Below are 26,676 nucleotides of genomic sequence, written 5' to 3' on the forward strand. Positions count from 1 at the left end.
TTATGGGATACATTGCAGGCCTTAAGAACTTAGCGCCGGCTCGGGATTCAGATCTGACTGCGGGTATCGACCCAGCGCCAGGAACAGGAGTATTGACAGCATAAGCAAGGCTATGGATATATCGAGAACCATACCGTAACCTTGCCACATCTGGGCGCCCGCTCCGTAGAATGAGGGCGCAAGCCCCGCACCGACGGTAAAGAACGCGAAGATGGTTCCGAATATCTCGGGATAGTGAGCCGAGCCAAAGTACTTTCCGGTAAGATAGGCGAGCAGATCCAGCTCTGCCCCAGCAGCAAGTCCAACGGCAATACCGACTGCCAATCCTGCCGAGAAAGACACGTCACCAAACTGAATCAATAAAACACCAAAAACGGGCATTAAGAAAAACAAGGCTGCAATGCCCGGCGCCCAGAATTTGTCAATCAGCACGCCGACCAAAAGCCTCCCCACGATCACCGCCAGGCCCATGGCAGCAGCAATCACGGCTATCGTATTTCGCTCGAAGCCTTTAGCACTCATGATTCGCTCGAAGTTTGAAAGCAAACCGACAATCACGAAAACCGTCACAAACAGAACAGCGCCCAACATCCAGAACCGGAGCGTGCGAAGTGCTTGCGCCCGCGTCATTCCCCGGGCGCCCACATCACTCCCGTGGGAGGTTTGAGCCTCAAGTGCCGTTTTCTCGCGAAAAAGAGCCAGAACAATAGGCAAAGACACGCATAAGGCGCCCGTCCCAATGGCCCGGTAGGCTACCCGCCAGCCATAGTTTTCGATAAAGAACTCAACGATTGGCGGCAGAATGAAAGCCCCCATTCCGGTGCCGGCCATGATAATACCTATGGCCTTTCCCCGGTGTTTGACGAAGTAGCCGTTAAGCACACTGGTCCAGATAATCGGCAGTGATCCGGCGCCGAGAACAGCCAGGAGTGAAAAACTGGCGTACCATAGGAACAATGACCCGTTGTTCAAGGAAATCATCCAATAGGCAAGGGCGTGGCCAACCAACCCAGCTATACCCAACAGCCGAATGCCGTACTTACCGGCCAGAGATCCCACCAGTGGCCCGGAGATCAGGCCCACACACATCATCACCGTAAAACCCAGGAAGAACTGCGGCGGCGTCCAGCCAAGATCCGCCGTTACCGGGCCAACGAAGAATCCCTGCGAGTAGTTCGTTATTGTCAGCAAACCGCACATAGTGCCTATAGTTGCAGCAAGCAAGGGCCCGTAACCCTCTCGGAATTCGTTCATTAGAGAACCCTCATTGGTATTGTTGATCACTAAGCGGCTTCCGTGGTGTCATCCTCCAGTACGGTCAGGGCCATACCCGTGAGCATGGGCAGGTAGTAGAAACGGTGGATTTTCTTGACCTTGGGGGTCATAGCCCCGCGCATGGCCAGCCACATGGTCATCTCCACAGACTCGGCACCACCTCTCTCCATCCAGGTGTCATGAGGGAGGTCGATTAAGGCTTCCGGATTATCCTCGATAAGATCGAGGAATTCGTGATCCCAGGCCTCGTTCATATGCCCAAAACGATTTCCGTGCAGCTGATGGGACAGCCCCCCGGTGCCTATTACTGCAACACGTGCGTCTTGCGGATAGGATTCAACCGCTTTTCTCAGGCCCTGCCCCAGTTTCCATAATCGTCGTGCGGTCGGCAGGGGATGCTGTAGAACATTAACATTGAGAGGCACGGTTTTTACGTCCCAGTCCGGATCATGATCAAACAAGAAGGGGTGAGGAGACAGGAGACCGTGATCCACCTCCAGCTGCTGGCAGATGGTCAGATCAAACTCGCTCTCCTTGACCAGGGAGTTTGCCAGGTGCCAGGAGAAATCGCTGTCGCCCTTTACAGAGGGAAGGTTGCGGGGACCCCAGCCCTCGTCGCCAATCGGATATTCATCGGCGGCGCCCATGGCAAAGGTCGGATACTTGTCGTAAAAGAAATCGGTACCGTGATCATTGTAAATCACAATGGCGTGAGTCACGCCGATCTCCTTCAACCAAGCCTTGGCGGGGGCATAGCCTTCAAATACCGGAGCCCACTTGGGGTTGTCCTGTTGATTCGTGTCGTAAGCAACGCCATAGGAAGGTACGTGAGAGGTTCCAACGCCTGCTACAATTTTTCCCATTATCTAATCCTCAATTGATGTCGTTTGAATTAAGCGTTTTCCCGCAATACCACGTTGCGGGTTTTCAGGAACTCCTCCTGTGTTTCCCCGCGCATTTGCGCGCCGAGATCAGTCAGTCCCGCACTGGTGACCGCGCACATTTTCAACAGCATGTAGACGCTGCCACCCCCCTCTTCAATCAGGCTTTTCCAATCCCCCTCCAGAATCCTGGTTTTCTCCCATTGGGAAAGGCCACAGCTGTCCATATAGCCCTCAGGATCTTTCAAATAGGCCTCCCGGTTATTGGCCTCGTGCAGAGAATAGGCAAACCGATTGAGATTAAGCCCCTTTCGGGATCTTTGCCCTGTAAAGACAAAGGTTCCTGGAATGTGATCAGAGTGACCCGTCTCTTTGCTCATGATGCAATGCCCCTTTTTCAACAAGGTTTTGTCGTTCAGATAATCAGGTGCACAGGTTATGCGATGGGGCGGCTCAACAGTTATCAGATAAGCGCGGCTCTATCCGCTAAGCGCAGCATTATTTTTGCTGCGATTGCGGGGGGCTGGCTGTGTTTTCTATCGCCGTATGCTATAAATGAGGGGTTACACATGATCACAGAGAAATCATGCATACCAAGAATTCACCTCCCCCCAACCCCTTAGCACGATTTGCACTAAAACTAGATTCAGATATAACGGAACTACTGGGGCTGCGCAGCGATCAACTCCCCGTTTCGAGCTATTGCCTCTATCAGGGCAACCGCTTTGAAGAAGCCGGCAAGAGCACCGGCAAGCTTACCGAGGCCAGGGTCTTTGAAGCCCTGGATGAGAAAGAGGCCTCCAAGGCGCATATTCAAATCCATCGTGCGCACTTTAGCTATTCTCAGATCGGTGTCTCCTTCTGCAATATTGCTTCGCGGCTGTTTACCGTAAACGACGCCAAGCAATTCAACCTCGTTATCCCGCTGCTGGGATCGGCTGAGTTTCACTCTCCGAAGGGAGTCACGACCGCAGAGTGCGGTGAGGCCATGCTCTGTTCTCCGTACCAACAGTTTGATTTTCGACGCAGCCCGATTCACGCATTTCTGATCGCATCAATCTCGGTAGCGGGCTGGGAACACTTTTTGGGGGAGGAGATACTGCAGGAAGACGGCTCTTACAAACCCTTTGTGCGCAAGGTGAATATCGCCGATGAACGCTTTAGAACGGTTACGGGAATTCTGGGGCTTTTGTGCCACGAGTTGGAGTTCTCACGCACCAATAACTTTCGCCAGGACATGGTAATTTCCCGGTTGGAAGAGGCGCTTTGGCTCAGTATTTTCGACGCCTTTGAAGAACATACAGACCGCAATGATACATTGGCACCCGCCCTGGGCATGCCGGCACATGTTAAACGCGCTGTGGATTTTATCCGCGAACAGGCGCACCGGGAAATTCACCTGAAGGAATTGCTACAGGTAGCAAACACCTCTTCGCGCTCCCTGCAAACGGGATTCAGGGATTGTTTTTCCATGAGCCCGATGGCCTACGTAAAAAAAGTGAAACTCGGACAGGTTCGCCATGCGCTCCTGGCGCCGGAAAACCGTGATCGCTACGTTGCCGATATCGCGGCTGACTGGGGCTTTTTCCATCTGGGCAATTTTGCCAAGTACTACCGCCAGGAGTTTGGTGAATTGCCGTCGGAAACGCAGAAGCGAATTGCCTGAGCAGCAGTACCAATAAATATCGACAAATTGCAAAAGCATCAGATGCCCTAAAAATCTCTTAGCCGTTTTCAACGATGGCGACCTGAGCCTCGATAGTTTGCGAACGCTTGATAGGCCAAAAATCAAAAGCACCGGCAACTATATTGATCACAGGGAAGGTAATTCCCAGCATGGCGGTTGCAATCCAAATCTCCTGTGCGTAGTTTGCCTCGGGCCCAGCCCCGAGCGGGTGCCCCACAAAGAGCGGCAATGCCAATGCGTAGAGATGGTACATGACCACGGCGCCAATCAGGCAGACACCGGTCTTTGCAAATCCTTTAAGTGGTTGTTTAAGGCGGGCAAACAGCTGGAACTGCATCAGGTTGTCGACCAGAAAAGCGCCAAAGATTACACATACCGGCCCCCTGACCATAAAGTCCATGGGCTCCATACCCAGCGCGAATACACTGGTACCGTAGAATAACGCCGTCACCAGCAATACCAATAGGGTGCCCACCAGACCAAACAGTGGCTGTGAACCATTCTTGACGAACAAGGGCACGGGCCACATTTCGAACATTGCCAGTACCATTACCAATGCAACTGCCGTTACGGCAAAGGTCAAGGCGGTAATCCCATTAAATAACCCATTGGGATCAAGGCCGGGGCTGTAGAAAGGCGCACCTGAAAAAAAATCGTAGTTGTAAAAAGCCTTAAAGATAACGAAATTCAGCAGGTAGCAGTAACATAGCGTTCCCAACCCCAACAGCAGTTTATTGTCTGTCATCTTGCTCACTGGCCAACAACCAAACACAATGATCACCAACAGACTTATGCCCACAGATTGAATCACGTAGTGAACAAAAATGGGAGTCAGAACACCTTGACCCACTGTAAACAAGAGAACAGGCATGATGATCGCACCGGCAAGCACAAACATTGCGGTTAAAACCAATCCTCTACAGGGCTGCTCCAATCGACCCAGACGATCAGGGAACCGGTTTTCCCAGACCACCGCCATCATAATTTGAAAGGGAGTGGCGCACATAAAAAAGGTACCTGCCCAATCGATAAAGAATGCAAGCCCTCCCAACCGGATGAAAGTCGCAATGAGTAAACCGGCGATCATTAGTACAAGGATGGTCGCGAGCACGCCGGTTTGAATAAAACCAGGCAAAGCCTGCGGGCTGGATTGAACGTCGCTCATGATTGGCGCCCCTGTTTGGCTATAGGAATTCGAGTTGGTAACGACTACCAACGAATTGGCACTATATACCGGCGTTATTCAGGAGGCTGGTTTGAGGGTGTTCAATTGGTGGTTTCAAAGTGCAATAGGGAAAGGGGTGTCGATTACCGATTGGAGCCGCGTTCCATCCGATAGGCCCGAGGACTCATGGCGAACTCGCGCTTAAAAGCATGGCCGAAATGGGAGGCGTCCTTAAAACCCCACATATGAGCAATTTCGGTAATAGTGAGCCCCTGATGCTTACCCGAGGACAACATGGTGCAGCACTGCTGCAGGCGCCGCTGCATGATATAACCGGCTATCGACTGCCCATCGTCTTTAAACAACTTGTGGGCGTAGCGCAGAGAAATGCATGCTGCTGCTGCAACCTCGGCAGGAGTCAGGGCGCCATCACTCAGGTTGTCGTCAATAAAGCGCTTCATGCGCACCAGGTGCCCCGTTCGGGCAGCGGACTCCGCGTTACCGGACATAGCTCCGGTACTGTTGAGCGCCAGGGACAACAGATCCAGTACCTGATTACCCAGTTGTGGTGCGAGTTCTTCGTTTATGCCCCCACGTCTCTCCCAGACGTTAATAACAAACTGTGAGACAAGTTGGCCCATATCGCTGCTGTTATCGATAAAACTACCCGCCAGCTCGTGTACATTGGACACTCTTTGCGCCAAAGCAGCGTGAGGAATCCGGAGCACCAACATTTCATGCAGCGGAGAATTATCCCCCGAAATACGCAGTCGATAGGGTTGAGTGCAGTCGCAGATCTCGATATCGCCTTTTTTAAGGTCAAGCTCGCGGCCGTTGTGCCAGATATTGGACTTTCCGCGGTATTGCAGATGCATCAGCAGAAACTCTTCATCAGCACTGGCAATGCCTTCACGGGTGAGCTGCACTTCACTCTCCTGAGCCAGAGCGGAGGTAATTGAGATCTGACCAAAGGAGGCCTGGGACAATCTCCCCCGAAACCCCTTCTCAGCATGGTCGATTTTATTGATCTGAAGCTTGGTCAATGTCCTGCAAACATAGTCCGCCCAGTACTCCAGCTGGGAGGCCTGGTCAATTTTGCTGGTGTCATATACCAAGTCCAACATAATGTCTTCCGAGATCGAAACCTTCGAGTTTTTATTCTTAGCCGTTCTATCAGAACTTCGATGATAGAAGGAATCTCTCGGAAATTGTCGACCGAAGTCAGCATCTTCCCTCAAATTCCTTGAGGGATTATTGCCTTGCTCAGGGTTCAGGTCAAGCGAGGACATAAGCGTACCTGGGGCTAGAAGGGGTATTGTTGTTGACCAGTCTGTATGGTCACCCACTTGAGCTCCGTAAACTCCTCCATGGCAAATCGCCCTCCTTCCCGGCCAAAGCCACTGTCTTTTACTCCACCAAACGGCACCACGGCCTCATCCCTCACCGTCGGGCCGTTGATGTGAACCATGCCCGTCTCCAGGCTCTCTGAGCAGTGGAGTGCCTTTTGCAGGTCGTTGGTGAGCACCGCTGAAGACAGGCCGTAATCACTGTCATTGGCCAACGTCAGAGCGTGCAGGTAGTCGTCAGCTTTGATGATCGACATAACCGGTCCGAAACACTCTGTGCGGAAGATGCTCATATTCTCGGTTACGTCGGCAAGAACCGTCGGCAAGTAGTAGCTGCCTTCGTATTTGCCTCCGGTTAACAACCTGGCTCCGTCGTCGACTGCGGATTCTACCTGCTCCTGAATAAATGCCGGTTGCGTCGGGCGTATCAGTGGACCGATAACAACGCCGGGTTCCCTGGGTGAGCCGGTTTTCAGAGCAGCCACTTTGGCGGCGACCCGTCGGCAAAATTCGTCATAGAGTCCGGCTTCAACGATAACCCGAGAGCCCGTCATGCAGATTTGGCCCTGGTGCATAAAATTGCTGAAGGTCGCGGTATTAACGGCATAGTCGAGATCTGCGTCTTCAAGAATAACCAGCGGGTTTTTGCCCCCCAACTCCAAGGTGAACTTCTTCAGGTTAGCAGCCGCTTTGGCAGCGATCATCTTGCCCACTTCGCTGGAGCCGGTGAAGGTGATCTTTTTGACCCTGGGATCAGCGAGCAAGGCGTCGCCCATATCCGACGCCCGGCCGGGAATCACGTTCAGAACCCCATCGGGCAAGCCCGCTTGCTGGAAAATTTCCGCTATCTTTAAACCCACAACGGGGGTTTCCTCAGACGGCTTCAACACAACGCTATTACCCGCCGCCATCGCCCAACCGATTTTTCGCAGTCCCAGCAGCAGTGGAAAATTAAACGGAGATATGGCCACCACCACCCCCAATGGTCGGCGAATGGAATAGGATTTTACGCCCGCATAGTCGGAGCTGTAGGTTTCACCGGTGACACGCCGACATTCGCCAGCCATGCCCCGCAGGAACGCTGCCGCATGATGAACTTCGTAGCCAGCTTTGATCAAGGTGGAGCCGGACTCGTCAATCAACAAGTCGCGCAGCTCTTGTGCTCTTTCGTCGACGACATCCGCCGCCTTCAGGAAGACGGCTTCCCGCTGTGAAGGCAGTACTTGTTTCCAACCGTTGAACGCGCATTGCGCCGCTTCCAGTGCCCGCAATACATCACTTTCACCGGCCTGTTGAACAGTTGCCAATACTTCGCCGTTGGCCGGATTGAGGGAGGGAGCCCTAAGACCGGACTCGGCGGCTTGGTAGCGCCCGCCAATATGAAGTTGATATTCGCTCATCTTTTCTTTCTCTGATTCGTTTTAGTGTTGAAGCTGATTCTTTGTAGCAGTCTGCAGCAAGGGCGACAGGCTGTGGCAATATTGGTTTAACCCTGGTCGCGCTCAGAGCGCGCTGCTACGGGGCCCGGTTAAATCTGTAGCAGCCCGCTCCGAGGGCGACTGGTTTTGTCTAGGGTATGGACAAGAACACCTTAGAATCCATAAATCTGCCCCATCACATGCGCTTCCATACCGCCGTCCGTGGCGATATTGGTTCCATTAATCCAGCTACTGTCGGAGCTACAGAGAAAGACAACCGCCGCCGCAATTTCGCTGGACTCGCCGGCCCGTCCCATCACACGCATATCCTCTTCAGCCCGCTCACCCAAGGTATCGAGAAAATCCTGAAGAATCGGGGTTTCGACCGGACCCGGGCTAATACTGTTGATGCGAATGCCTCGGTCGCGCCAAGTGTTCCAATTCTGCATCGTCCAGACACGCAGGACTTCCTTGGAGAAAAAGTAGCAACGCTCCTGATCAATACCGAGTTCCGTGCTGAGCGCATCGACGTTATCGAAATCCGCCTCCGCAATGAAACGTTTGATGCCGTCAATGGCACCCGACCAGCCAATACCCGCCAGGGAGGCGACATTCACGATGGACGCACCCGGCGATAACTTGTCCAGCATTCTCTCGGTAAAACGCCGAAGTCCTACAAAGTTGACCGCCATCACTTTGTTGATGGGTGCTGTTGGCGGCAGGCCGGCGACGTTGCAAAGTGCATCGGCCTGGCCGCTAAAGTTGTCTACGGCTTTGTCGATGGATACCGGGTCCATCAAATCCACCTCGATAAACCCGTCAAGATTGTCCTCGGGACGGTTGCGGTCAAAGCCGATCACCCTGGCGCCACGCTCCATAAGAATTCTCGCCGTTTCACGACCAATCCCGGACGCCGCGCCAGTTACAATGACAGTTTTGTTTTCTACACTCACGGTTTAGCCCTCATCCGTCGTCAATTAGAATTCCATCCCGGCCTGAACCCGGTAGGTGCGTTCGCCTTCGTTGGGCATGCAGTAGTAGGTACCGGTGATGGCATCGAGATTTTCCTTCTGCATGCAATACTGTTCTTCAGTGATATTGTCGACATACAGGCCAATCCGATACTGCTCTTCGTCGCCGAACGTATAGATGGCTCGTGCACTGACCTCAAAGCGCGAATCGTATTCGTCTACTGGCGGATTATCTTCCATCTTGACCTTGGACTCGCCCTGATAGCGGAAGTCCGTTTGCAGTGTCAAAGCACCCACATTAAGTTCCACATCCCGGGAGATCAGGAGATTGGCAGTAACCTCGGGGGTCAGAGGTAACTCATGACCTTCTGCGGCCACCGCGATGCCGGTGGCATCCTTGATTTCACTGTCGATCAAACCCAGACCACCCTGCAAGAGCCAGTCTGCATTAGGTGCCCATTTGACCTCCATCTCCAATCCCATGATCTGAGATTCGGGCAGGTTCAAGAACTCGGGTCCCTGGGAGCCTACATTAAAGACCTGCTGATCCTGCCAAACGGAATAGAATACGGCGCCGTTTAACTGCAGCGTGTCATCGAGGAGATCGCTCTTAAAGCCCAGCTCAAACGCGTCCAGGGTTTCTACGTCAACGGGATCATCGGGAAACGGCGTGGAGCGGGTGTGCAGAAACTCGATATCGTACTTGCCCGACTTAAAGCCACGGGAGTAACTGGCAAACAGCAACGTGGTGTCATTAAGCTGGTAATCCAGTCCCAGCTTGCCGCCAAATTCCTGAAACTCCAGATTCTCACGGGTGGTCACATCCGACGCACACATGGAAAACGGCGCTTGAGTCGGCCCGATCTCTGGGCACTCAGACAAGGTACCGGCCAAAGCCATCACAACATCGCGTGAATAGAAAACCGCGGGGTCCATGCCACTCTTGTCGTAAGCGCCACCAAAGTAAGATGGGTTTTTCTTGGTGTCGTCGGTATAACGCAATCCGAAAGTGAGCGTAAGGTCGTCGGATAAATCAAACTCAGTGTGGATATAGGGTGAAATCACCTCATTCTCCAATTGCGCCACACTAAAAGACACGGTGTTGCCATAGGGGTTGGGAATACTATCAATCGCTGAAATGGGTACGCCGGTAACCGGGTTTAAGGCCGGATGGAACGCCAACACACCGCCGGCACCAAAGCGAATGTTTTGGCTCAGAGTGGAATCTTCCTTGAAGTAATAGAGACCGGCAATCCAGCGGAAGCTTTCATCCGGGCTTGAAGCCAAGCGCAACTCCTGACTGATCTGACGATATTCCTGATCCATATCGATAATCAGGGTATCGAAAGTATCGCCATTGCCCGCAGCCTGACTCATGGCCCGGGCTCGCACGTTGCCGGTCAGACCATCGTCTTCGGTGTAGAGCGTGTGTACATCGTCATAGGAGGTGATACTGGTAAACGTCAGCTCGTCAAAGTCATGCTGGATTTTAAGGTAGCCACCGCGAACATCGATATTGGATTTATTGGCGCCAGTTTTACGGATATCGTGCCAATCGTCCGTCGAAGGGTTCACACCGGAGGTATTGACGGTGTCGTAATGCCGCTCAAAGTCCACCATCCTGTCAGTCAACGTGATATCGGTGGCCCGCAGCGGGGCATTGTTGGCCAGTGCACCCACAGCACGGGTTGGCAGCGACTCCGCAGTTTGGTTGGCATCGTGGAAGTTCAGTGTGATTTTGGTGGTGTCTGTGGGTTCCCACACCAGAGTCGCACGCAGTGATCCTCTGGACATATCGCCGTATTCGTCGTTGTCGGTATCGATATTGTTCCAGATACCGTCTCGATCGTAGCTGTTGCCCGCCACGCGCAATGCGGCGGTTTCCCCCAGTGGCAGAGACACGGCGCCCTCCACCTCCAAGCGGTTATGACTGCCATAGGTGCCGTTGATATAGCCCTCTATCTCGCCACCCACCTCCGGCTGCCTGGAGATATAGTTAATGGCGCCGCCGGTGGTGTTGCGGCCAAACAGACTGTTTTGTGGCCCACGCAGCACTTCAACGCGCTCCATATCGTAAAGGCCCAGGCCGCCCAAAAAGGGCGCGCTCATGGTCACTTCGTCCATATACAACCCGACTGAGCCTGGAGCATTGCCAAAGAAGTCATTGGTGCCCACACCACGGATAACAATCTGCTGGCTCATGGCGTTCTGGGTAGCAATATTCAAGTTGGGGGCCATCTTGGTAACGTCAGAGGCCTTTTCGATACCAAAATCCTTCATTTGATCACCGGTAAAGGCCTGCATGGAGATAGGCACCTCCTGCAGGGACTCCTGGCGTTTTTGTGCGGTAACCACAATCTCCTCGATCTGTGCCTGGGCGATACCAGTGTGTATGGCGGCCAGGGCAACAGCCATGATGTTTATCATTGGTTTTTTTATCGTATTCATGATTGCTTATTCTCTCTTTTTGGCGGTCACATTGCTGTGCTTTGCACCGTGCGAGCGATTTTCGGTCACGCTGCGTCGATACAGGAACCATGGTAGTTTTTGAACAGAGAGAGGGCTGGTCTGGGAGGGTCTAATCTCTGGATTGAGAGTGCACTGGGGGCTATGTTATTGATAACGTTATTGAAAAGGAGCCTTAAGGGTATTTCTGACCTGCTTTGACTCAGGCTCGCAGTGGAAATGTCTCATTGGTGCCATAACCGGTCTTAGAAATTCGCAGGATTGGTACTCTGACGGCGTTGTTTATGCGTAGGGCGGATTAGGCGCTTGCGCCGTAATCCGCCGGTTCTGCCGGTTCTGCCGGAGATGTTCGTTGGCTTCGGCCCGGTTTTTAACACCCTTGAATGTGCCTGCAACAGGTGATTTATACACGGCCGCCGCCAATTTAAACCTTCGGCGGATCGGTGGATTACGAAGCGCAAGGCGCTTCTAATCCACCCTACGTCGTGCGGCCGTTGCGGACATCATCGAAGGCCCATGGTGCCCTGAACCAGGATTATTAATTTCCGGTTATGGCACCTTGCTGACTATTACTACTGCGCTATCGCCGCTGCCAAACGACCTTGAGCTCATCCTTGGCGGCAAAACGTTCCATATGGCTGCCGGCAACTTGTTCCGCTCGGTCGATATTCTCGACCGAACTGGCGCTCAGGGAGAGAGTCAATTCTTCTCCCTGTGCAACAACTGTGCAATCACCAAACGGGAATTCCACGGAGCCATTGTGATCATCAAATTCCACTGTCAACTTGTGAGCAAAGTGACGACAAAACTTTTTCAGATAAATACTGGCTTTGTCGGTATTCAAAACGGCAATAGACTGAATCATGCAATTACTCCATTTCCAATGCAGAACTCTCGGATCAGACAATCTTGTTGAGTCGGCTAAATACCTTGCGGGCATTACCCTCAAAGATTTTCCGACGATCCTCATCACTCAACGTCTGATTACCATCGATATAACGCTTGGTATCATCAAAGAAATGACCACTCTCCGGATCAACACCACGCACCGCTCCAATCATTTCCGATGCAAACAGAATATTGTCCACGGGAATAATATCCAGCAACAGATCAATGCCACGCTGATGATAGACGCAGGTATCAAAAAACACATTATTGAGCATGCGCTCGTGCAAATTGCCCAGGCCTTTATCCTGGGCGATACCACGGAAGCGCCCCCAGTGGTAAGGCACTGCCCCACCACCGTGGGGAATGATCAACTTCAATGTGGGAAAATCCTTAAACACATCCGAGAACATCAGCTGATCAAAGGCCGTGGTATCGGCACCCAGATAATGTGAGCCAGTGGTGGTAAAGCAACTGTTACAGGCGGCACTGACGTGAATCATTGCCGGCACGTCCAACTCCACCATTTTTTCGTAGAACGGATACCAGGATTTGTCCGCCAGAGAGGCGTCTTTCCAGTAACCGCCCGTCGTATCCGGATTGAGATTACAACCAATAAAACCCATTTCCTCTACACAGCGAACCAGTTCGGCAATGGATTTACTGGGGTCGACACCAGGAGACTGGGGCAACTGTGCGACCGGCGCGAAATTTTTCGGATACAAATCACACACGCGGCGAATCAGATCATTCTGGTGCTCTGTCCAGAATCGGCTGGTATTTTCGTTACCCACATGGTGTCCCATCCAGCTGGCACGGGGCGAAAAGATGGTGAGATCGGTACCTCGTTCGCGCTGCAACCGCAACTGATTACTTTCGAGACTTTCTCGAATTTGGTCATCGCTGACATTGATAACGCCCTTTTCCCCAACAAACAAGGGATCGGCGGCAACGGCCTGCTTTTGCGCCTCGCGGTATTCGCCCACCTCAGGTGGTGTGGTGGTGTAGTGTCCGTGACAATCGATAATCATATTAACCTATGCCTCCAAATCCGCCAGAGAATCAACATATTCAAAACCATGCTCCTGCAGGCGCGGGCGCATATTGTAGAGGTCTATACCCAGCACCCCCGAGGCCAGCTTCTGGCGCTTTTCCTCTTCCAGCGCTTCGCGGGCGCGACCCGCCTCCAATACAGTTGCCGTGATCTTGCGCTCCACCACAGTGACACCGTCATCGTCGGCAACCACTACGTCACCGGGGTTGATCACCTGACCGGCACACACCACCGGCACATTGACCGCACCCAAGGTGTTCTTGACGGTACCCTTGGCGGAAACGGCTCGGGACCAAACGGGAAAGTCCATCTCTTGCAGATCGCGCAGATCGCGACAACCGGCATCAATAATCAGCCCCTTAACACCACGAGCTTTGGCAGACGTGGCGAGCAAGTCACCAAACATACCGTCGGTATTGTCTGTGGTGCAGGCAACCACCAGCACATCGCCCGGCTGACATAACTCGATGGCCACATGAATCATCCAGTTATCACCGGGTTGGGCAAGGATGGTCACGGCGGTACCGCCGATACGGGCACCGGGATAGATGGGACGCATGTAAGGCTTTAGCAAACCAATTCGACCCTGGGCTTCGTGCACAGTGGCCACGCCCAATTTGCCCAATTCAGTAGCAACTTCGGTATTGGCTCGTTCAATATTGCGTACGGCAACGGTTTTCATTGTTGATACCTCAGTCTTCAAATTCGTAAAGGCGTGCGGGATTATCCACCAGCAGTTTCTGTTGTAACTCTGCCGTGGGCGCAATCAGGGGGATGCTGTCCACCAGGGCGCCATCGTCGGGCATATGGGATTTCATATTGGGGTGCGGCCAGTCAGTACCCCAAAGCACCTGATCCGGAAAGGTCTCAACAAAATGCCGCGCGAAGGGAATCACATCGAGATAAGGCGGCTCCTGCCGCGTTATACGCTCAAGGCACCCCACCTTGACCCAAGTATCCGGCCGCTGAGCAACCAACTCACAGATGCGTTCAAAATCCGGATGTTCCATGCCTTTGTCGACATCGGGGCGGCCCATATGATCGATGGCAATGGGCGTTGGCAGGTCCATCAGCAGACTGGCAATATCCGGCAGCTCCTGGGACTCGAAGTAGACAATAATGTGCCATCCGAAAGGAGCAATCAGTTCGGCCATCTTGTGATAGAAGGCGGCCGGCTTAACGTCTACTAGGCGTTTAACGAAGTTAAAGCGAATCCCCCGCACCCCAGCCTCGTGCATACGCTGCACTTCTTCGCGGGTCAGCTCTTCACCCACAACGGCAACACCGCGATAGCGACCCTCGCCGTGCTCCAGCATATCAATCATGGCACTGTTGTCGGTGCCGTGGCAGCTGGCCTGGACCAGCACGCTGCGCTCAAAGCCCAGATGCTTGTGCAAGGCAAACAACTGCTCCTTGGGAGCATCTACCGGGGTGTACTTTCTCTCAGGCGCGTAGGGGAATTGATCCGCCGGACCGAACACATGGCAGTGGGCGTCGCAGGCTTTGGCCGGCAAAATAAAATCCGGCTTTTTGGGGTTTGGATGTACGGGCAGAAACGACATGGTATCAGCTCTTCTCTTTAACTTTGTTGGATTCAGTAATTGAGGGGCACAAACACTTCACCCCGACTCAATAAGCGTGCAGTGCGCAAGAGCCCCGCCTTGAGCACTGTCGGAGCGGCCATCGCTCCTGTGTTACCTTGATCGATGGAGGCTGGATCCAGCTCGAAGCTGACCGCAAATTCTCCTGATGGATGTTCCACTTTTAACTGAAGCCAGGCATCCAGGCTCGGTAACCGGGCAATGCCCTCAGCGACTGAGCCCGGCAGGATACAGGCAGTGGACACCGACACAGCTCCCAACACGCCAATCGCACTGTGGCACTTGTAAGGTATAAACGTGCGTGTGTTTACCACGCCATCCTCTTGTGGTTCCGAGATCAAACACATCTTCGGTACGGCGGCGCCGTCCACATCCCCCAGGTTCATTTTCGGCCCCAGTTGCAGCCTGATGGATTGCAGGCGGGCTTTGAGTTGTTCGTTGGCGTTGAGCTCAGAGGGTGTTTCCACACCACTGATGCCCAGATCCCGGGCTCGCAACACCACAACCGGCATACCGTTATCGATACAGGTGACCTCTACGCCATCGACCACATCGACGAGATTGCCGGTGGGCAACAGGGCTCCGCAGGCCGACCCAGCCAGATCCATATAGTTGCAGATAACCGGCGCAGAGGTGCCGGGCACCCCGTCGATGCTGGCATTGCCTTCGTAGCAGACCTCACCGGCGGGGGTCTGTAACACCAGCTCGCAGACCTTGCCACTATTGACCATATGTACGTTGACCCGGGTTTCGGGGTCGCCCGCTTCTATCAGGCCCCGCTCGACGGCAAAGGCCCCAACTCCGGCCAGAATATTGCCGCAATTGGGTGTGGTATCGACCCGATTCTCACCGACCACCACTTGCACAAACAGGTAATCGACGTCCGCATCGGCCCGACTGGAGGGGCCCACCACCGCCACTTTACTGGTCAGCGGATCGGCCCCGCCGAGGCCATCGATCTGGCGATCATCCCGCCCCACGGCGGCCAGCAGTACCTGATCCCGCGCTTGTTCGTCGCTGGGGAGATCTGATGCCAAAAAATAGAGCCCCTTGGAACTGCCGCCGCGAAGTTGCATATAGGGTACGGACGTTTGAGGCATAGGGAAGCTGCTCCAGCTGGATCTATAGGGGTGTATTATTAACTTCGAAATCTAGGGTTAAGGGCCAACTGTGGTTCAGTATGGCTTTCGAGGGTTGTCAGCGCCAATGGGTAATGCTTGTCCAGCCATGCAAAAAAGTAACAGCATCTATCCTTCATCGCCCCATACTCCCTGTAATTACAATGGTTGCCATGACAAAAGATAAGCCTTAGAGTTATAACTTTGGATCAGAGCCCCCTTGAGATCAGCAGCTTTGAAAACAGGCGTGGACATTCCCGAACTCAGTTTGCGACATATGAAGGCGATGTTGCAGGTGCACCGCAGCCGCAATCTGACCAAGGCGGCGCAGCAGCTTAATCGCTCGCAAACCGCTATTACCAAGGCCATCAACGAGCTGGAAAACGATCTTGGTGTCGCTCTGTTCGACCGCACCACAACCGGTATGTTACCCACGGTATATGGTGATGCCCTCGCCAAGCGGGTCGAAGAGGCCGAAGCAGAATTTCACAGCGCCGGAGAGATATACCTGACCTTCAAAAAGGATCGCAGTAGCTATCAGAGCATCCCGGTGTTTTCTATGGAGATCAGCTACAAACGGCTGGCCTCCTTTATTGCCTTATTCGATACCCGCGATGTCAACGCCGCCGCAGAGCGATTGGGCATCACCCGAGCGGCCATCTACAACTCCGTACGACAATTGGAAGATCTGCTGGATCTGCCCCTGTTCGAGCGTGACCCCGGTGGTTACACCAGCACCAGCTTTGGTACAGTTCTGGCCCGTCACTTTAAATTGGCCTTCGCCCAGATTCGGCACGCCCTTGATGATTTGGCCAGCCTTGACGGATACACGGGCGGGCGGGTCCGCATTGGCACCCTACCCTATACCCGCACTATTCTGACCCCACGCGCCATCAACCACCTCTTGGAGCACCAGCCACAACTGGATGTCTCCACCCAGGAAGGCACCTACGAACAACTGGAACGGGCGCTGCGCTGCGGTGAACTGGATTGTATTGTTGGTGCTATCCGCCCCGTAGATGAACACTCACGCTTGATTACCGAGACCCTGTTTGAAGACCAGTTGTCGGTGATTGTTCGCAAAGGGCATCCGCTGGAGTCCCGAAAGACACTCAGGTTAGAGGACCTTATGGGCTATTCTTGGGTTCTGCCGGGGCGCAATACCCCTTCACGGGCGCTGTTTGATCGAGTGCTGCAAAATCAAGAACTCACAACTCCGGAGCATGTGGTGGAGACCAGTTCGCTCTCCACCGTTCGTGGGCTGCTGCTTGAGAGTGACCGGCTTGCGTTGTTGTCTGAGCATCAGATCTATTATGACAAGCGCTATGGCTTGTTGACTGCTTTACCCCTGCAGCTGGCAGATACCTATCGGCCTATCGGGGTGACGCTGCGCGCGCAGACAGAGCCCTCGCCTGCGGCGCGGTTGTTTTTGCAGAGCCTCCGGCATGTGGCGGGGAATCTTGGATGAATCCTCAAACTTAGCGGCTCAACTTCGCCGCAAATGGAACTGTTTTCTGAATGATGTGGGAGCCCGATAAAATAACTTTGTTCTATCGGGCCAGGTCCAGTGATTTTGCATGGTCCAAACAATCAACGCTTCATTTCCGAAGAAATAACTTCAAGAGTCGTCGATATGAGTTGGTCAGTGAAGGAGATTCTGTGTAAGCACTGAAGATGACAACTATTCGTGGGAAAAGTGCCATCCCTTTTAGTCGTCCCAGTCAGTAAACTGAGCAACGAATATAACGAATATACTGAAACTCACAAACAGGAGGACAACTATGCCGCTAGTGAAATTTGTTGAGGCGGATGGCCGAGAATACGACATTGATATTGCCGAGGGCGATAGCGTGATGCAGGGAGCCGTGGATAATATGGTCGAGGGCATACTTGCCGAGTGTGGCGGAGCCTGCTCCTGTGCCACTTGCCATTGTTATGTGGATGAAGCCTGGCAGCAAAAAATTGCCGGCGCCGATGAAATGGAAGAAGAGATGCTGGATGCCGTGATGGATCAGCGTCCCAACAGCCGCTTGAGCTGTCAGATTCAGGTGACGGCGGACATGGATGGACTCGTTATTCGCTTGCCAGAATCGCAGTATTGATATTGAGACGTAATGTTGGATTACGAAGCGCAAAGCGCTTCTAATCCAACCTACGCGGGAAGTTTGCCGATTATCCAATGTGGCAACGGCTGTCAGCACATCACATTGAATGCTGTTGGCGAATTGAAGACCTTTCCTATCCGTGTTGCAATTTGAGAGCCAATGGCGCCCGGAACGTGGTCGAAGAAATCCACTCCAGTGTTTGATCTGCCTTACGAAGATCAGGAATTCGCTTCAGCAGCTCTTCCATGGAGGTTTTTACCAATAGGCGGGCAATCGGAGCACCAAGACACATGTGCTTACCGGTACCCATTCCTAGATGACCGCGGGGTTTACGATCGAGATCGTATACTTCTGGGTTGGGAAACTTACGCTCGTCCCGATTGGCAGCGCCCCAACATAGCAGAACCTTGTCACCCGCTTTCAGCGTCTGACCGTGCAGCTCTTTATCACAGGTCAGTGTACGTCTGAATCTCTGGGCGGAAGTATTAAAGCGTAGAGATTCTTCAATGGCGTCCGTTAGCCGATTGGGGTCTTCCACCAGACGCTCCATGACTTGCGGGTGATCCACCAGGTTCATCATCAAATTGGTCATAAAACTGGACGCTGACTCGACACCCGCCATAATCAATGTTGTGGTGGTCATCAATACTTCTTCATCTGAGAGCTTGTCTCCCTCAATTTCCGCCTGCATCAAGTGAGTCAACAGATCGTCCTGAGGATTTTTCCGGCGCTCTTCCAGCATATTGGCAGCGTAGTCTTTTAACCATTGGAAGGCAGCAATATTCTCCGGCCCCTTCTGGTTGGTTTCCGGGTCCGCCTGTAAGGCCAGCACTACATTTTTCCGAATCTCTCTGTGCGCTTCCTTGGGTATCCCCAACAGGTGGGATAAGGTGGCAACAGTAACGGGACTGGAAAAGTCACCGATAAACTCAAACTCACGCTTATCGATAATTTTGTCTATTTCTTCGTTGGCGATTGCCCGAATCGGCTCAATCAAATAATTGACATTTTTGCGGGAAAAGGCCGCTTGAGCCAGAGAGCGCAGGTGGTCATGTCGTGGTGCATCTGTGGTACCCAGAGTCCTGCCGGTTCGTTCGGGAAAATCGTCCAACATATTCCCTTTAGCCGAAGAGAAAGCTTCCCAGTTCTGAGCGGCGGCGTAGACATCCTCATAGCGGGTTAGCACCCAGCACTGGCCGTTCTCACTCCAATAACAAGGGTAGTCATCCCGCAGAGTTTTGTAGAAAGGAAATGGATCGACGTCCACCTCTCGGGAGTAGGGGTTAAATTCGAACATGTACGCTTCCTCTTCAACGTTGTTTTACAGTTATCTTAGAGGAGTCGCAGAGGGCGCTGAATGCACATTTGCCAGCTTCAATGGTACATTTAAGATTGATGGTGAATGGCCCATTGTCTCTAATTCAGCGGAAACAATGGACCCGGTATTTGAACTGTTATTCCTTGTTTTCGAGAATCGTCAGTCCATAAGCCGTATTGGAAACCGGGATATGGTAAAAGCGGTATTTTTCGTCGACTTCCTTATCCATGGCGCCCCTCATGATCAGCCACATAATCAACTCAATACCTTCGGAGCCGGATTCTCGCAGGTATTCAGTATGGTCAATAGTGGTCAATGCCTCGGGGTCATCCACCAACTTGTTCAGAAAATCGATGTCAAATTCCTTGTTGACCAGACCCGCACGTTCTCCCTGTAATTGGTGAGACATACCGCCGGTACCAAATACCGCTACGGTGATATCCCGATCGTAGGAATCGATCGCTTTACGCAGCGCCTTACCCAATTGGTAACAGCGGTTAGCCGTGGGCTGAGGATATTGAATAACGTTGACACAAAATGGAATCACTTCACACGGCCACTCTTGCGGCTGATCGTAGGCAATCGACAATGGCACCGTCAGACCGTGATCAACGGGCATTTCATTGCAAATCGTCATATCGAATTCGTCGAGAATCAATGACTCTGCGATGTGCCAGGCGAATTCCGAATTGCCTTTGACGACGGGTACCTTTCGAGGACCATAGCCTTCATCGGCGGGCTGAAACTCCGGTGCAACACCGATGGAGAAGGTAGAAATATTCTCCAGGGAAAACGCGGAGGCGTGATCGTTGTACACAATAATGCAGACATCCGGTTTGGTGGCTTCGATGTACTCCCTGGCGGGCTCAATACCGGCAAAGAAAGGCTGCCAGTAAGGTTCGTTCTGCTTGCCGTGATCCACAGCGGCACCAATAGCCGGTACGTGGGCCGTTCCAATTCCTGCAATAATTTTTGCCATTGTTCAGATCTCTCCTCTTACTTGCTCTGGTCTGCTTTGCTGCGGTTACCTTTGATGGAACGCCCCCCGTCCAGCATCATCTGCTGGAACTCTTCGAAAGTCGTACCGTTGCCGGACATGGCCGCTCCTGCCTGCTGCATGTTAAGACCGTCAAAAATAGCGATTTTGAAGGTGTAGTAGATATTTCCGCCCAGGCGAAGCATTCCCAGCCAGTCCCGCTCCAACACGGCAGTGCGCTGCGCCTCTGTCATTGGGAACTGCTGCAGATAGGCGGCTTCATCCTTGCAGAACTCGTCGCGGTTCTCGGCCTTGTTCAGGCTCATACAGAACATATTCAAGTGATACCCCTTGCGCGAGTGCTCTCCATCAAACACATAAGTTCCCGGAATATCGTCATAGTCGCGCCACGCTCTAGATCTGCTCACCATTGAATGCTCCTGTTATCTTTGTGAACTAAGCGCTTCAGTATAGCGAGAGGGTCAACCCTCCGACATGCACAGTTCCTGGCAAAGACTTGTACATTTCGGACACTTGGGCACTCCCATGACAGCGGCGCAAAAACACAGTATTCTTGTACTTTAGGCCAAAAGTACGGCAAAAATCATGAAATCATCCATCCCGCACTACTACCTCTATGGCGAAGACGATCCCGTCAACGAGCTGGAGTTTCTCCACATAGAAACCATTGCCGAACGCAATCACGAACACCATTGGGAGATAGAGGCCCACCGGCACGATAGCCTGGGCCAGTTGCTGTTTGTCCGCGAAGGCTATATCGAAGCAACTCTGGACACTGAACAGCATCACTGCTACGGCCCTGCGATTGTCTGGGTTCCTCCGACGATTGTACATGGCTTTCGCCCCAAGCCTGGCACTCAAGGCCATGTGCTCACTCTGGCGGAGAGTTTTTTGCTGCAGGTATTGTCGACGGCGGAGCGGGAGGAGTTTCCCCAGCTTATGCATACCCCCCTGGCTCAGCAGTTGGACACGGAAGACCATCTCAGTACTGAGCTGTCGAGATTGGTGCGCTCGATTGAACAGGAATTTCGTTGGCCCAAGGCCGGTCGGGTTGCCATGATCAGCGCCTACTTAAAAGCGCTGATCATCAATATCGGCCGATTGGAACTGCATCAAACCGACAGATCGAGCGATGCCTCTCCCCAGGTACGCACTTTCGAGAACTTTCGCAAGTTGGTGGAGCACCATTTTAAAGAGCATTGGTCAGTGCAACAGTACGCCCAGCAATTGGGCATGACCGAGAGCCGTTTGAATAGCCTATGCCGCAAGGTGGTGGATTTGTCACCCTCTCAGATCATCCACAAGCGTCTGGTGATGGAGGCTAAACGCATATTGGTTTATACTTCCATGCCCGTGAGCACCATCGCCTATGAGTTGGGATTTAAAGACCCAGCGTATTTCTCCCGCTACTTTGCCAAGCAGACTGGTGAGGCTGCCAGCCAGTTTCGGGAGAAGTACGTTGTTTAATGTTGCCACAACCTGTCGCGGTCGGAGCCCGCTGCTACGGGTTCCTGGCAATTGAGTCTAGCATAGGTAGCAGTGGGCTCCGACCGCTCCCCCTTTAGATATTGAGAACTATCTCCCCTTGCGGCTCAGCCGCCCGTGAACAGCACAGTACCATCTTCTGCTGGCGCTGGGCTTTGCTCAGAACGAAATCCCGGTGCTCGATATCGCCATCAACATAGTCGGTTGCACAAACACCGCATATGCCGTCCGAACACTTTGTATCCACGGCATAACCCGCGTCTGCGAGTGCCTCTGTGGCTTTTTTGTCCTTCGGTACTTCAATCTCGATGCCCGATTGCTTCAATATCAATTTAAACGCGTGATTTTCGTACTCTTCGCCCGTCGGTGCAGAGAAGTATTCTCGGTGCAGGTTATCCTCTTCCCATCCCTGTGCCAGAGCGGAATCGAACACCGCATCCATAAACGCCGCCGGCCCGCAGGTATAGAGGTGATCACCCGGTTGATAATCACCAAGCACGTCCGCTACATTCAAGCGGTTTTCGTCGCTGAAGAAAAAATGCACCTTGTGCGCCCAGGGAACCTGTTGCAGCTCATCAACGAAACCGGCACCAGCGCGGGTTGAAGCTTTGTAATAAAAGATAAACTCTTTGTCCTGTGCATGCAGCTCATGGGCCATGGCGATCATCGGTGTCACGCCGATACCACCTGCCATCAGCAGCGAACGCTTGGCGCCCGCGATTAACGGAAAGTGATTTCTGGGCCGGGAAATCAATACCGGCTTACCTTCGCGCAGCATGCCATGAATACGCTTTGACCCGCCGCGGCCATCATCCTCGCGCAGCACACCAATCACATAGCGGGAGGGATCCGCTGGATCGCCACACAGACTGTATTGGCGAATAAACTGCGGCACCGGCATTACGTCGATGTGAGCACCTGCTTCGAACGGCGGTAGAGGTGATCCGTCCATCGAAACAAACTCGAATTTCACCACTTTGCCGTCCGTAGAGGTTTCTGTACGCGTTTGTAGTTTCACCATCATCACCGGCGGCAGTCCTTTCGGCACTCTGTATTGGGGTACCAAGTCCTCCGTCTCTCCTTTCATTACCCGTTCTTTATGGGCTTTTGGCGTGAGCATGGCGTCGTAGGCCAGAATGCCTGCTTCCCGGTCAATGGGGGACGGCACCGGATAGGGAGGTGGTGCCAAATCCGCCGGGTAACACGCCAGGGTCTGCTCCTCAGCCTTTACTTCAATGTCGGTATTGAGATCCCGTTGGTTGGTGTCGGTTGCTATCAGGGTTGCACCGGTTTTGTCGGTACGCAGATCCCACCACCACTTTTTAACCGGATTAATGCCGCCGTTGCCGAGCCAGCCGTCTATTTTCGTGATCCAGGGCGCCGTTGTTGGAAAACGCGTTGCCAGCCATCGATAGGGCGCTTCTTTAAAAATGCCCTCAAGATTCCAGGGGCAGGTTTTCATACAGCGCCCGCACATGGAACCGGAGTCATTGGTCATGCGGTAACGGGCGCACTTCTCGGCGTCCGGCTTCCAGATTTCGTAGCCGTTGAACATACGTTTTTCACCGGCGGTAATCGCACCTGAGGGACATTCTCGGGCGCACTTACTGCAGTTACTGCAAAACTCCTGCAGACCAAAGTCAATGGGTTTATCCACCTGCATGGGGAAATCGGTGGTCACGACACCGCATTTCAGTCGGGGCCCCAGATGTGGATTGAGAATCAGATCGCCAATGCGACTGATCTCGCCCAGTCCTGATAGCAGCATCAACGGTGGCTGCAAAACATCACCATCCGCCGCGGTATGATTGGTCGCCGGGAATCCCAGATTGCGCAAATGCTGAGCCACCACACCGCCAACCAAAGAAGCGCGCATATAGGAGCGCATACTCTGTGCCGCCGAAATCCAATCGTCTCCGCTGGCCCCTTCCATGGTCTCATGACCTTGATCCACTAAAGTGGTAATAGCGTATTTGTGGGCGGGCTTGAGAGGTTTTCCATCGGGTGAGTGAGAGTACCAGACCCAGTCCGGCGCCTCAGAAATACCGATCATGTCGGCACCCAAAAAGTGTAAGGTGGCTTTGATGGTATCGGCGTTAGTGATCGGGTCGTCGTAACCCGTTGCCCGCTCTTTGTTTTCTTCAGCTCGTTGCAATATCGCGTAACTGTTAAGACTGGAAGCCAACGTTTTACCCATGGGGTTTTTCATCACCGAAAAACCATCCACGGAGGCTTGCTGTGGCACTTCGCCCAAATCGCCTAGGGCAATGCGGACAAAGAATTCCGTGCGCTTCGGAACTCGCGGGATTCGTTCAGCGTCGATATAAGAGGTAGTCTCATCCACCCGTTTCACTTTTTCCATCGGATAGAGACTGTCTTTGAATTGCCGACGTGCAAACGGTTTGTGGTCCCATGCGCTTTTGCGGGAGCCATAACCCACCCACCAGGCGGGGCCCTTGCTGCGAATCCGGTCTGCCAGGCTCTGAAGTGCCAGAGGCAAATCAGGCTCCAGTTCCAGCGATGTTGTCACCACCGACAGGCCGAAATTTCGACCGATATAAGGATGACTGAGGTTGCCCTCACTATCGAGTTCAACGACACCTGCGGCGAGAGCAACTTTGTTGATATCAATATCCGAACTGGTCGCCGTATGTGCCCGCGCTTTAAAACCCAAGGTACGAAGATACAGCGCCATGACTGTGGCTGTTTCGGCGGCGCGCAGAGCCGCTCTTTGTTGTTGCATACCCGCGATCCATTGTGTGCCCGGCTCATCGGGTCGCGGATCTCTTGGGTATTCCACCAAATACACCAGTGCGTGCTTGAATTGATCCAGCGGCTGCTTACTGGCCTTAATCGCGGCCTCCATGTTCTGGTAGATCATCGCCAGATTCAATCGCAGATGCACCTTGTTGGATTCACCTTTCTTCAGCCACTGATCGATATTCGGATGAAGAAAGTGCTGCTGCAAATACATGTCCGGTGTCAGTTCGCAGGCACCGACCACCGCACTATCGAGGAAGTAGCCTGCCGCCTTCAGGTGCTGGCTGCGCTCGCGATGGCTGCCAGGAATAGCGGCGGGCTTGAGTTGCACATGGCCGTCACGCAGGGAATCCATTAACGACATGTAATCATCCATGGCCCTGGCAATCGACTGCGAATCATTGTCCGGGATCATATTGAAAGGCTGCAGCGAAGGCAATCGTGCCAGATCCGGCTTGGTTTCCGTACGACCCAATTTTTCCAGAGGATAGGGCCCCAGGTGAACCGGTCGGTTGCGATAAGAAAACAGCTTCATAGTAACCAGCCCGCCGGCGCCGAAATTGCGTGTGGCTCCTGAAACGCTTGTATCCCCTCAAAACCAAGGTTACGTCCAATACCACTGCTCTTGAAACCTCCAAAGGGCGCGCGACCATCCTGTGCCAGAGGTCCGTGTCCATTGAGGTAGGTGTACCCGGCTTCCAACTTGCGAGCGATATTCATGGCACGCTCTCTGTCGGGTGTCCAGACCGAGGAGCAAAGACCAAACTCGGAATCGTTGGCAAAGCCAATGGCCTCCTCTTCCGTATCGAAGGGTATGATCGGTACCGCCGGCCCGAATTGCTCCTCTTTTACAATATCCAATGCCGCATCAGGATTAAGCACCAAAGTGGGTTTTTGAAAATAGCCTCTGTCGTAGAGATCCTGATCTGGAACCTGTCCCAACTCCCGAACTTCGGCTCCGGCCCTTTTGGCTTGCTCAATCATCCCAATCACAATGTCGTACTGCCCACGATTGTTGACGGGACCCATGGTTGTCTCAGGCAAGAGTCCATCACCCACCACCTGTTGGGAACACACGGCACTCAGGCCGTCTACCAATTCGTCATAGCGGCTGCGGTGAACATAAATACGTTTCAAGGCCATGCAGATCTGGCCTGAAGACATAAATGATGCCAGGTACATACGGCGAAAGGCATCTGCGTCGAGCTCAGCATCTTCCAGTATCAATCCGGCATCATTACCCCCAAGCTCCAGGGTGACCGGAACCAGATTGTCGGCCGCCATCTTCATTACATGGCGACCCACAGGCACACTGCCGGTAAAGTTAATGGTTCTGACCAATGGATGAGTCAGTAACGGATCTCCGATACGTGACGACGAACCGGTGACCAAATTAACCACCCCAGCCGGTAGCACCTCAGCTACCCGGCCGATGGTCAACGCAGGTGCCAAAGCCGATTCCTTCGACGGTTTTATCACTACCGTATTGCCGGCCATCAAGGCCTGGGGCAACTTGGCCCCCAGGATCGATATTGGCCAGTTCCAGGGAACCACCAGGGCCGCCACCCCACGTGCCTGCCTCGTAATCACCGTATCAAACGGGGGGCCCTGTAATTGCTCGTCTTGTTCAAGCCGCTCGGCATAGTCTGCACACAGTAGAAAGCGGTCACCAAAGCGGCGCATTTCAATGCTGGCTTCCTGCAGAATTTTACCGTGCTCGCGGGTGAACAGGCTGATACGCTTTTCCAACTCCACTGCATCAGCTACAAGATGCTCGGCAACACGATGCAGATAAGCCGCTCGTTCCTGATAAGACAACGACGACCACTGGGGAAACGCAGCGGCAGCTGATTCACAGGCTGCATCAATATCTGCAACGTTACCATTGGCAGCAAAGCCAACCACTTCGTCCGGTCGTGCCGGGTTGCAGATGCTGAACTCCTCCCCCGACAGAGAATCCTGCCACTGTCCGCCGATAAAAAGCTGAGTATGTGTCACATCTGTCATAAGAACACCTTGTTGTTAGATTCTATTTCAATAGGCAGCTATTGAGGTGAAGTGCCATGTTGCAATCAGATTAGCAATCCACCATTATTACTGGAAGTGAATAGGTAGAATACGCATTATGAATGATATCGATCGAG

At 53.1% G+C, this 26,676-nt stretch carries 22 protein-coding genes; 4 read left to right on the top strand and 18 right to left on the bottom strand.

Annotated features, from left to right (window positions below):
- Positions 1-21 precede the first annotated feature (21 nt).
- The 3 genes from HBA55_RS02825 to HBA55_RS02835 are packed head-to-tail and all read right to left on the bottom strand — an operon-like array spanning position 22 to position 2,536.
- Complete coding sequence (locus HBA55_RS02825) at positions 22-1,254, bottom strand: MFS transporter (protein WP_166986746.1); 1,233 nt, start codon at positions 1,252-1,254, stop codon at positions 22-24.
- Between the two features lie 29 nt (positions 1,255-1,283).
- Positions 1,284-2,138 carry a class III extradiol dioxygenase family protein gene (locus HBA55_RS02830; protein WP_166986749.1) on the bottom strand — a complete coding sequence of 285 codons (855 nt, stop codon included), beginning with the start codon at positions 2,136-2,138 and terminating at the stop codon, positions 1,284-1,286.
- A gap of 29 nt (positions 2,139-2,167) precedes the next feature.
- On the bottom strand, positions 2,168-2,536 hold the full coding sequence (locus tag HBA55_RS02835) for a protocatechuate 3,4-dioxygenase (protein ID WP_166986752.1): 369 nt from the start codon (positions 2,534-2,536) through the stop codon (positions 2,168-2,170).
- Positions 2,537-2,742: 206 nt separating this feature from the next.
- On the opposite strand from HBA55_RS02835, the gene HBA55_RS02840 reads away from it, so the two are divergent.
- Positions 2,743-3,822 (top strand): AraC family transcriptional regulator, encoded by a 1,080-nt coding sequence (locus HBA55_RS02840; protein WP_166986755.1) that lies wholly within the window; start codon positions 2,743-2,745, stop codon positions 3,820-3,822.
- Between the two features lie 58 nt (positions 3,823-3,880).
- On the opposite strand, the gene HBA55_RS02845 is transcribed toward HBA55_RS02840, so the two are convergent.
- The 10 genes from HBA55_RS02845 to HBA55_RS02890 form a co-directional block, all read right to left on the bottom strand.
- Positions 3,881-5,008: a hypothetical protein gene (locus tag HBA55_RS02845; RefSeq protein ID WP_166986759.1), complete on the bottom strand. Its 1,128-nt coding sequence runs from the start codon at positions 5,006-5,008 to the stop codon at positions 3,881-3,883.
- Between the two features lie 143 nt (positions 5,009-5,151).
- Positions 5,152-6,132: an AraC-like ligand-binding domain-containing protein gene (locus HBA55_RS02850; RefSeq protein WP_166986762.1), complete on the bottom strand. Its 981-nt coding sequence runs from the start codon at positions 6,130-6,132 to the stop codon at positions 5,152-5,154.
- A 179-nt stretch (positions 6,133-6,311) separates the two neighbouring features.
- Positions 6,312-7,754, bottom strand: a complete 1,443-nt coding sequence (locus HBA55_RS02855) for an aldehyde dehydrogenase family protein (RefSeq protein ID WP_166986766.1) — start codon at positions 7,752-7,754, stop codon at positions 6,312-6,314.
- 191 nt (positions 7,755-7,945) lie between these two features.
- On the bottom strand, positions 7,946-8,725 hold the full coding sequence (locus HBA55_RS02860; protein ID WP_166986769.1) for a coniferyl-alcohol dehydrogenase: 780 nt from the start codon (positions 8,723-8,725) through the stop codon (positions 7,946-7,948).
- Positions 8,726-8,749: 24 nt separating this feature from the next.
- Positions 8,750-11,191, bottom strand: coding sequence for a TonB-dependent receptor (locus HBA55_RS02865; protein WP_166986772.1), 2,442 nt, complete (start codon positions 11,189-11,191; stop codon positions 8,750-8,752).
- A 598-nt stretch (positions 11,192-11,789) separates the two neighbouring features.
- Positions 11,790-12,074: a DUF2218 domain-containing protein gene (locus HBA55_RS02870; protein WP_166986775.1), complete on the bottom strand. Its 285-nt coding sequence runs from the start codon at positions 12,072-12,074 to the stop codon at positions 11,790-11,792.
- 34 nt (positions 12,075-12,108) lie between these two features.
- Entirely contained in the window at positions 12,109-13,125 is a 1,017-nt protein-coding gene (locus tag HBA55_RS02875; RefSeq protein WP_166986778.1) for an amidohydrolase family protein, read from the bottom strand.
- A gap of 6 nt (positions 13,126-13,131) precedes the next feature.
- Positions 13,132-13,830 carry a 4-carboxy-4-hydroxy-2-oxoadipate aldolase/oxaloacetate decarboxylase gene (locus tag HBA55_RS02880; protein ID WP_166986781.1) on the bottom strand — a complete coding sequence of 233 codons (699 nt, stop codon included), beginning with the start codon at positions 13,828-13,830 and terminating at the stop codon, positions 13,132-13,134.
- 10 nt (positions 13,831-13,840) lie between these two features.
- On the bottom strand, positions 13,841-14,710 hold the full coding sequence (locus HBA55_RS02885) for an amidohydrolase family protein (protein WP_166986784.1): 870 nt from the start codon (positions 14,708-14,710) through the stop codon (positions 13,841-13,843).
- A 32-nt stretch (positions 14,711-14,742) separates the two neighbouring features.
- Positions 14,743-15,849 (bottom strand): 4-oxalomesaconate tautomerase, encoded by a 1,107-nt coding sequence (locus HBA55_RS02890; protein ID WP_166986786.1) that lies wholly within the window; start codon positions 15,847-15,849, stop codon positions 14,743-14,745.
- A gap of 253 nt (positions 15,850-16,102) precedes the next feature.
- Between HBA55_RS02890 and HBA55_RS02895 the strand changes: the two genes are divergently transcribed.
- Together HBA55_RS02895 and HBA55_RS02900 are read left to right on the top strand one after the other, a co-directional pair.
- Positions 16,103-17,335, top strand: coding sequence for a LysR family transcriptional regulator (locus tag HBA55_RS02895; RefSeq protein WP_240945860.1), 1,233 nt, complete (start codon positions 16,103-16,105; stop codon positions 17,333-17,335).
- Positions 17,336-17,648: 313 nt separating this feature from the next.
- Complete coding sequence (locus HBA55_RS02900) at positions 17,649-17,969, top strand: 2Fe-2S iron-sulfur cluster-binding protein (protein WP_166986789.1); 321 nt, start codon at positions 17,649-17,651, stop codon at positions 17,967-17,969.
- A 136-nt stretch (positions 17,970-18,105) separates the two neighbouring features.
- On the opposite strand, the gene HBA55_RS02905 is transcribed toward HBA55_RS02900, so the two are convergent.
- From HBA55_RS02905 to ligA, 3 genes are all read right to left on the bottom strand, one after another.
- Positions 18,106-19,269: a cytochrome P450 gene (locus tag HBA55_RS02905; RefSeq protein ID WP_166986792.1), complete on the bottom strand. Its 1,164-nt coding sequence runs from the start codon at positions 19,267-19,269 to the stop codon at positions 18,106-18,108.
- 157 nt (positions 19,270-19,426) lie between these two features.
- Complete coding sequence (locus tag HBA55_RS02910; RefSeq protein WP_166986795.1) at positions 19,427-20,269, bottom strand: class III extradiol dioxygenase subunit beta; 843 nt, start codon at positions 20,267-20,269, stop codon at positions 19,427-19,429.
- A gap of 17 nt (positions 20,270-20,286) precedes the next feature.
- Positions 20,287-20,697, bottom strand: a complete 411-nt coding sequence (gene ligA, locus HBA55_RS02915) for a protocatechuate 4,5-dioxygenase subunit alpha (protein ID WP_166986798.1) — start codon at positions 20,695-20,697, stop codon at positions 20,287-20,289.
- Between the two features lie 175 nt (positions 20,698-20,872).
- Between ligA and HBA55_RS02920 the strand changes: the two genes are divergently transcribed.
- Complete coding sequence (locus HBA55_RS02920) at positions 20,873-21,754, top strand: helix-turn-helix domain-containing protein (protein ID WP_166986801.1); 882 nt, start codon at positions 20,873-20,875, stop codon at positions 21,752-21,754.
- Between the two features lie 94 nt (positions 21,755-21,848).
- Here the strand turns inward: HBA55_RS02920 and HBA55_RS02925 are convergent, their stop codons facing one another.
- Entirely contained in the window at positions 21,849-25,067 is a 3,219-nt protein-coding gene (locus HBA55_RS02925; protein ID WP_166986804.1) for a reductive dehalogenase, read from the bottom strand.
- Positions 25,064-26,539, bottom strand: coding sequence for an aldehyde dehydrogenase family protein (locus HBA55_RS02930; RefSeq protein ID WP_166986807.1), 1,476 nt, complete (start codon positions 26,537-26,539; stop codon positions 25,064-25,066). The genes HBA55_RS02925 and HBA55_RS02930 overlap by 4 nt, the downstream gene beginning before the upstream one ends.
- Between the last annotated feature and the right edge of the window lie 137 nt (positions 26,540-26,676).

This window comes from Pseudomaricurvus alkylphenolicus (genome assembly GCF_011683955.1).
Classification (GTDB): Bacteria; Pseudomonadota; Gammaproteobacteria; order Pseudomonadales; family Cellvibrionaceae; genus Pseudomaricurvus; species Pseudomaricurvus alkylphenolicus.

What these genes read in the sequence shown, in the direction of transcription:
- HBA55_RS02825 (WP_166986746.1), bottom strand. Translation starts at nt 1,254, where the DNA reads ATGAACGAATTCCGAGAGGGTTACGGGCCCTTGCTTGCTGCAACTATA.
- HBA55_RS02830 (WP_166986749.1), bottom strand. Translation starts at nt 2,138, where the DNA reads ATGGGAAAAATTGTAGCAGGCGTTGGAACCTCTCACGTACCTTCCTAT.
- HBA55_RS02835 (WP_166986752.1), bottom strand. Translation starts at nt 2,536, where the DNA reads ATGAGCAAAGAGACGGGTCACTCTGATCACATTCCAGGAACCTTTGTC.
- HBA55_RS02840 (WP_166986755.1), top strand. Translation starts at nt 2,743, where the DNA reads ATGCATACCAAGAATTCACCTCCCCCCAACCCCTTAGCACGATTTGCA.
- HBA55_RS02845 (WP_166986759.1), bottom strand. Translation starts at nt 5,008, where the DNA reads ATGAGCGACGTTCAATCCAGCCCGCAGGCTTTGCCTGGTTTTATTCAA.
- HBA55_RS02850 (WP_166986762.1), bottom strand. Translation starts at nt 6,132, where the DNA reads ATGTTGGACTTGGTATATGACACCAGCAAAATTGACCAGGCCTCCCAG.
- HBA55_RS02855 (WP_166986766.1), bottom strand. Translation starts at nt 7,754, where the DNA reads ATGAGCGAATATCAACTTCATATTGGCGGGCGCTACCAAGCCGCCGAG.
- HBA55_RS02865 (WP_166986772.1), bottom strand. Translation starts at nt 11,191, where the DNA reads ATGAATACGATAAAAAAACCAATGATAAACATCATGGCTGTTGCCCTG.
- HBA55_RS02870 (WP_166986775.1), bottom strand. Translation starts at nt 12,074, where the DNA reads ATGATTCAGTCTATTGCCGTTTTGAATACCGACAAAGCCAGTATTTAT.
- HBA55_RS02875 (WP_166986778.1), bottom strand. Translation starts at nt 13,125, where the DNA reads ATGATTATCGATTGTCACGGACACTACACCACCACACCACCTGAGGTG.
- HBA55_RS02880 (WP_166986781.1), bottom strand. Translation starts at nt 13,830, where the DNA reads ATGAAAACCGTTGCCGTACGCAATATTGAACGAGCCAATACCGAAGTT.
- HBA55_RS02885 (WP_166986784.1), bottom strand. Translation starts at nt 14,710, where the DNA reads ATGTCGTTTCTGCCCGTACATCCAAACCCCAAAAAGCCGGATTTTATT.
- HBA55_RS02890 (WP_166986786.1), bottom strand. Translation starts at nt 15,849, where the DNA reads ATGCCTCAAACGTCCGTACCCTATATGCAACTTCGCGGCGGCAGTTCC.
- HBA55_RS02900 (WP_166986789.1), top strand. Translation starts at nt 17,649, where the DNA reads ATGCCGCTAGTGAAATTTGTTGAGGCGGATGGCCGAGAATACGACATT.
- HBA55_RS02905 (WP_166986792.1), bottom strand. Translation starts at nt 19,269, where the DNA reads ATGTTCGAATTTAACCCCTACTCCCGAGAGGTGGACGTCGATCCATTT.
- HBA55_RS02910 (WP_166986795.1), bottom strand. Translation starts at nt 20,269, where the DNA reads ATGGCAAAAATTATTGCAGGAATTGGAACGGCCCACGTACCGGCTATT.
- ligA (WP_166986798.1), bottom strand. Translation starts at nt 20,697, where the DNA reads ATGGTGAGCAGATCTAGAGCGTGGCGCGACTATGACGATATTCCGGGA.
- HBA55_RS02920 (WP_166986801.1), top strand. Translation starts at nt 20,873, where the DNA reads ATGAAATCATCCATCCCGCACTACTACCTCTATGGCGAAGACGATCCC.
- HBA55_RS02925 (WP_166986804.1), bottom strand. Translation starts at nt 25,067, where the DNA reads ATGAAGCTGTTTTCTTATCGCAACCGACCGGTTCACCTGGGGCCCTAT.
- HBA55_RS02930 (WP_166986807.1), bottom strand. Translation starts at nt 26,539, where the DNA reads ATGACAGATGTGACACATACTCAGCTTTTTATCGGCGGACAGTGGCAG.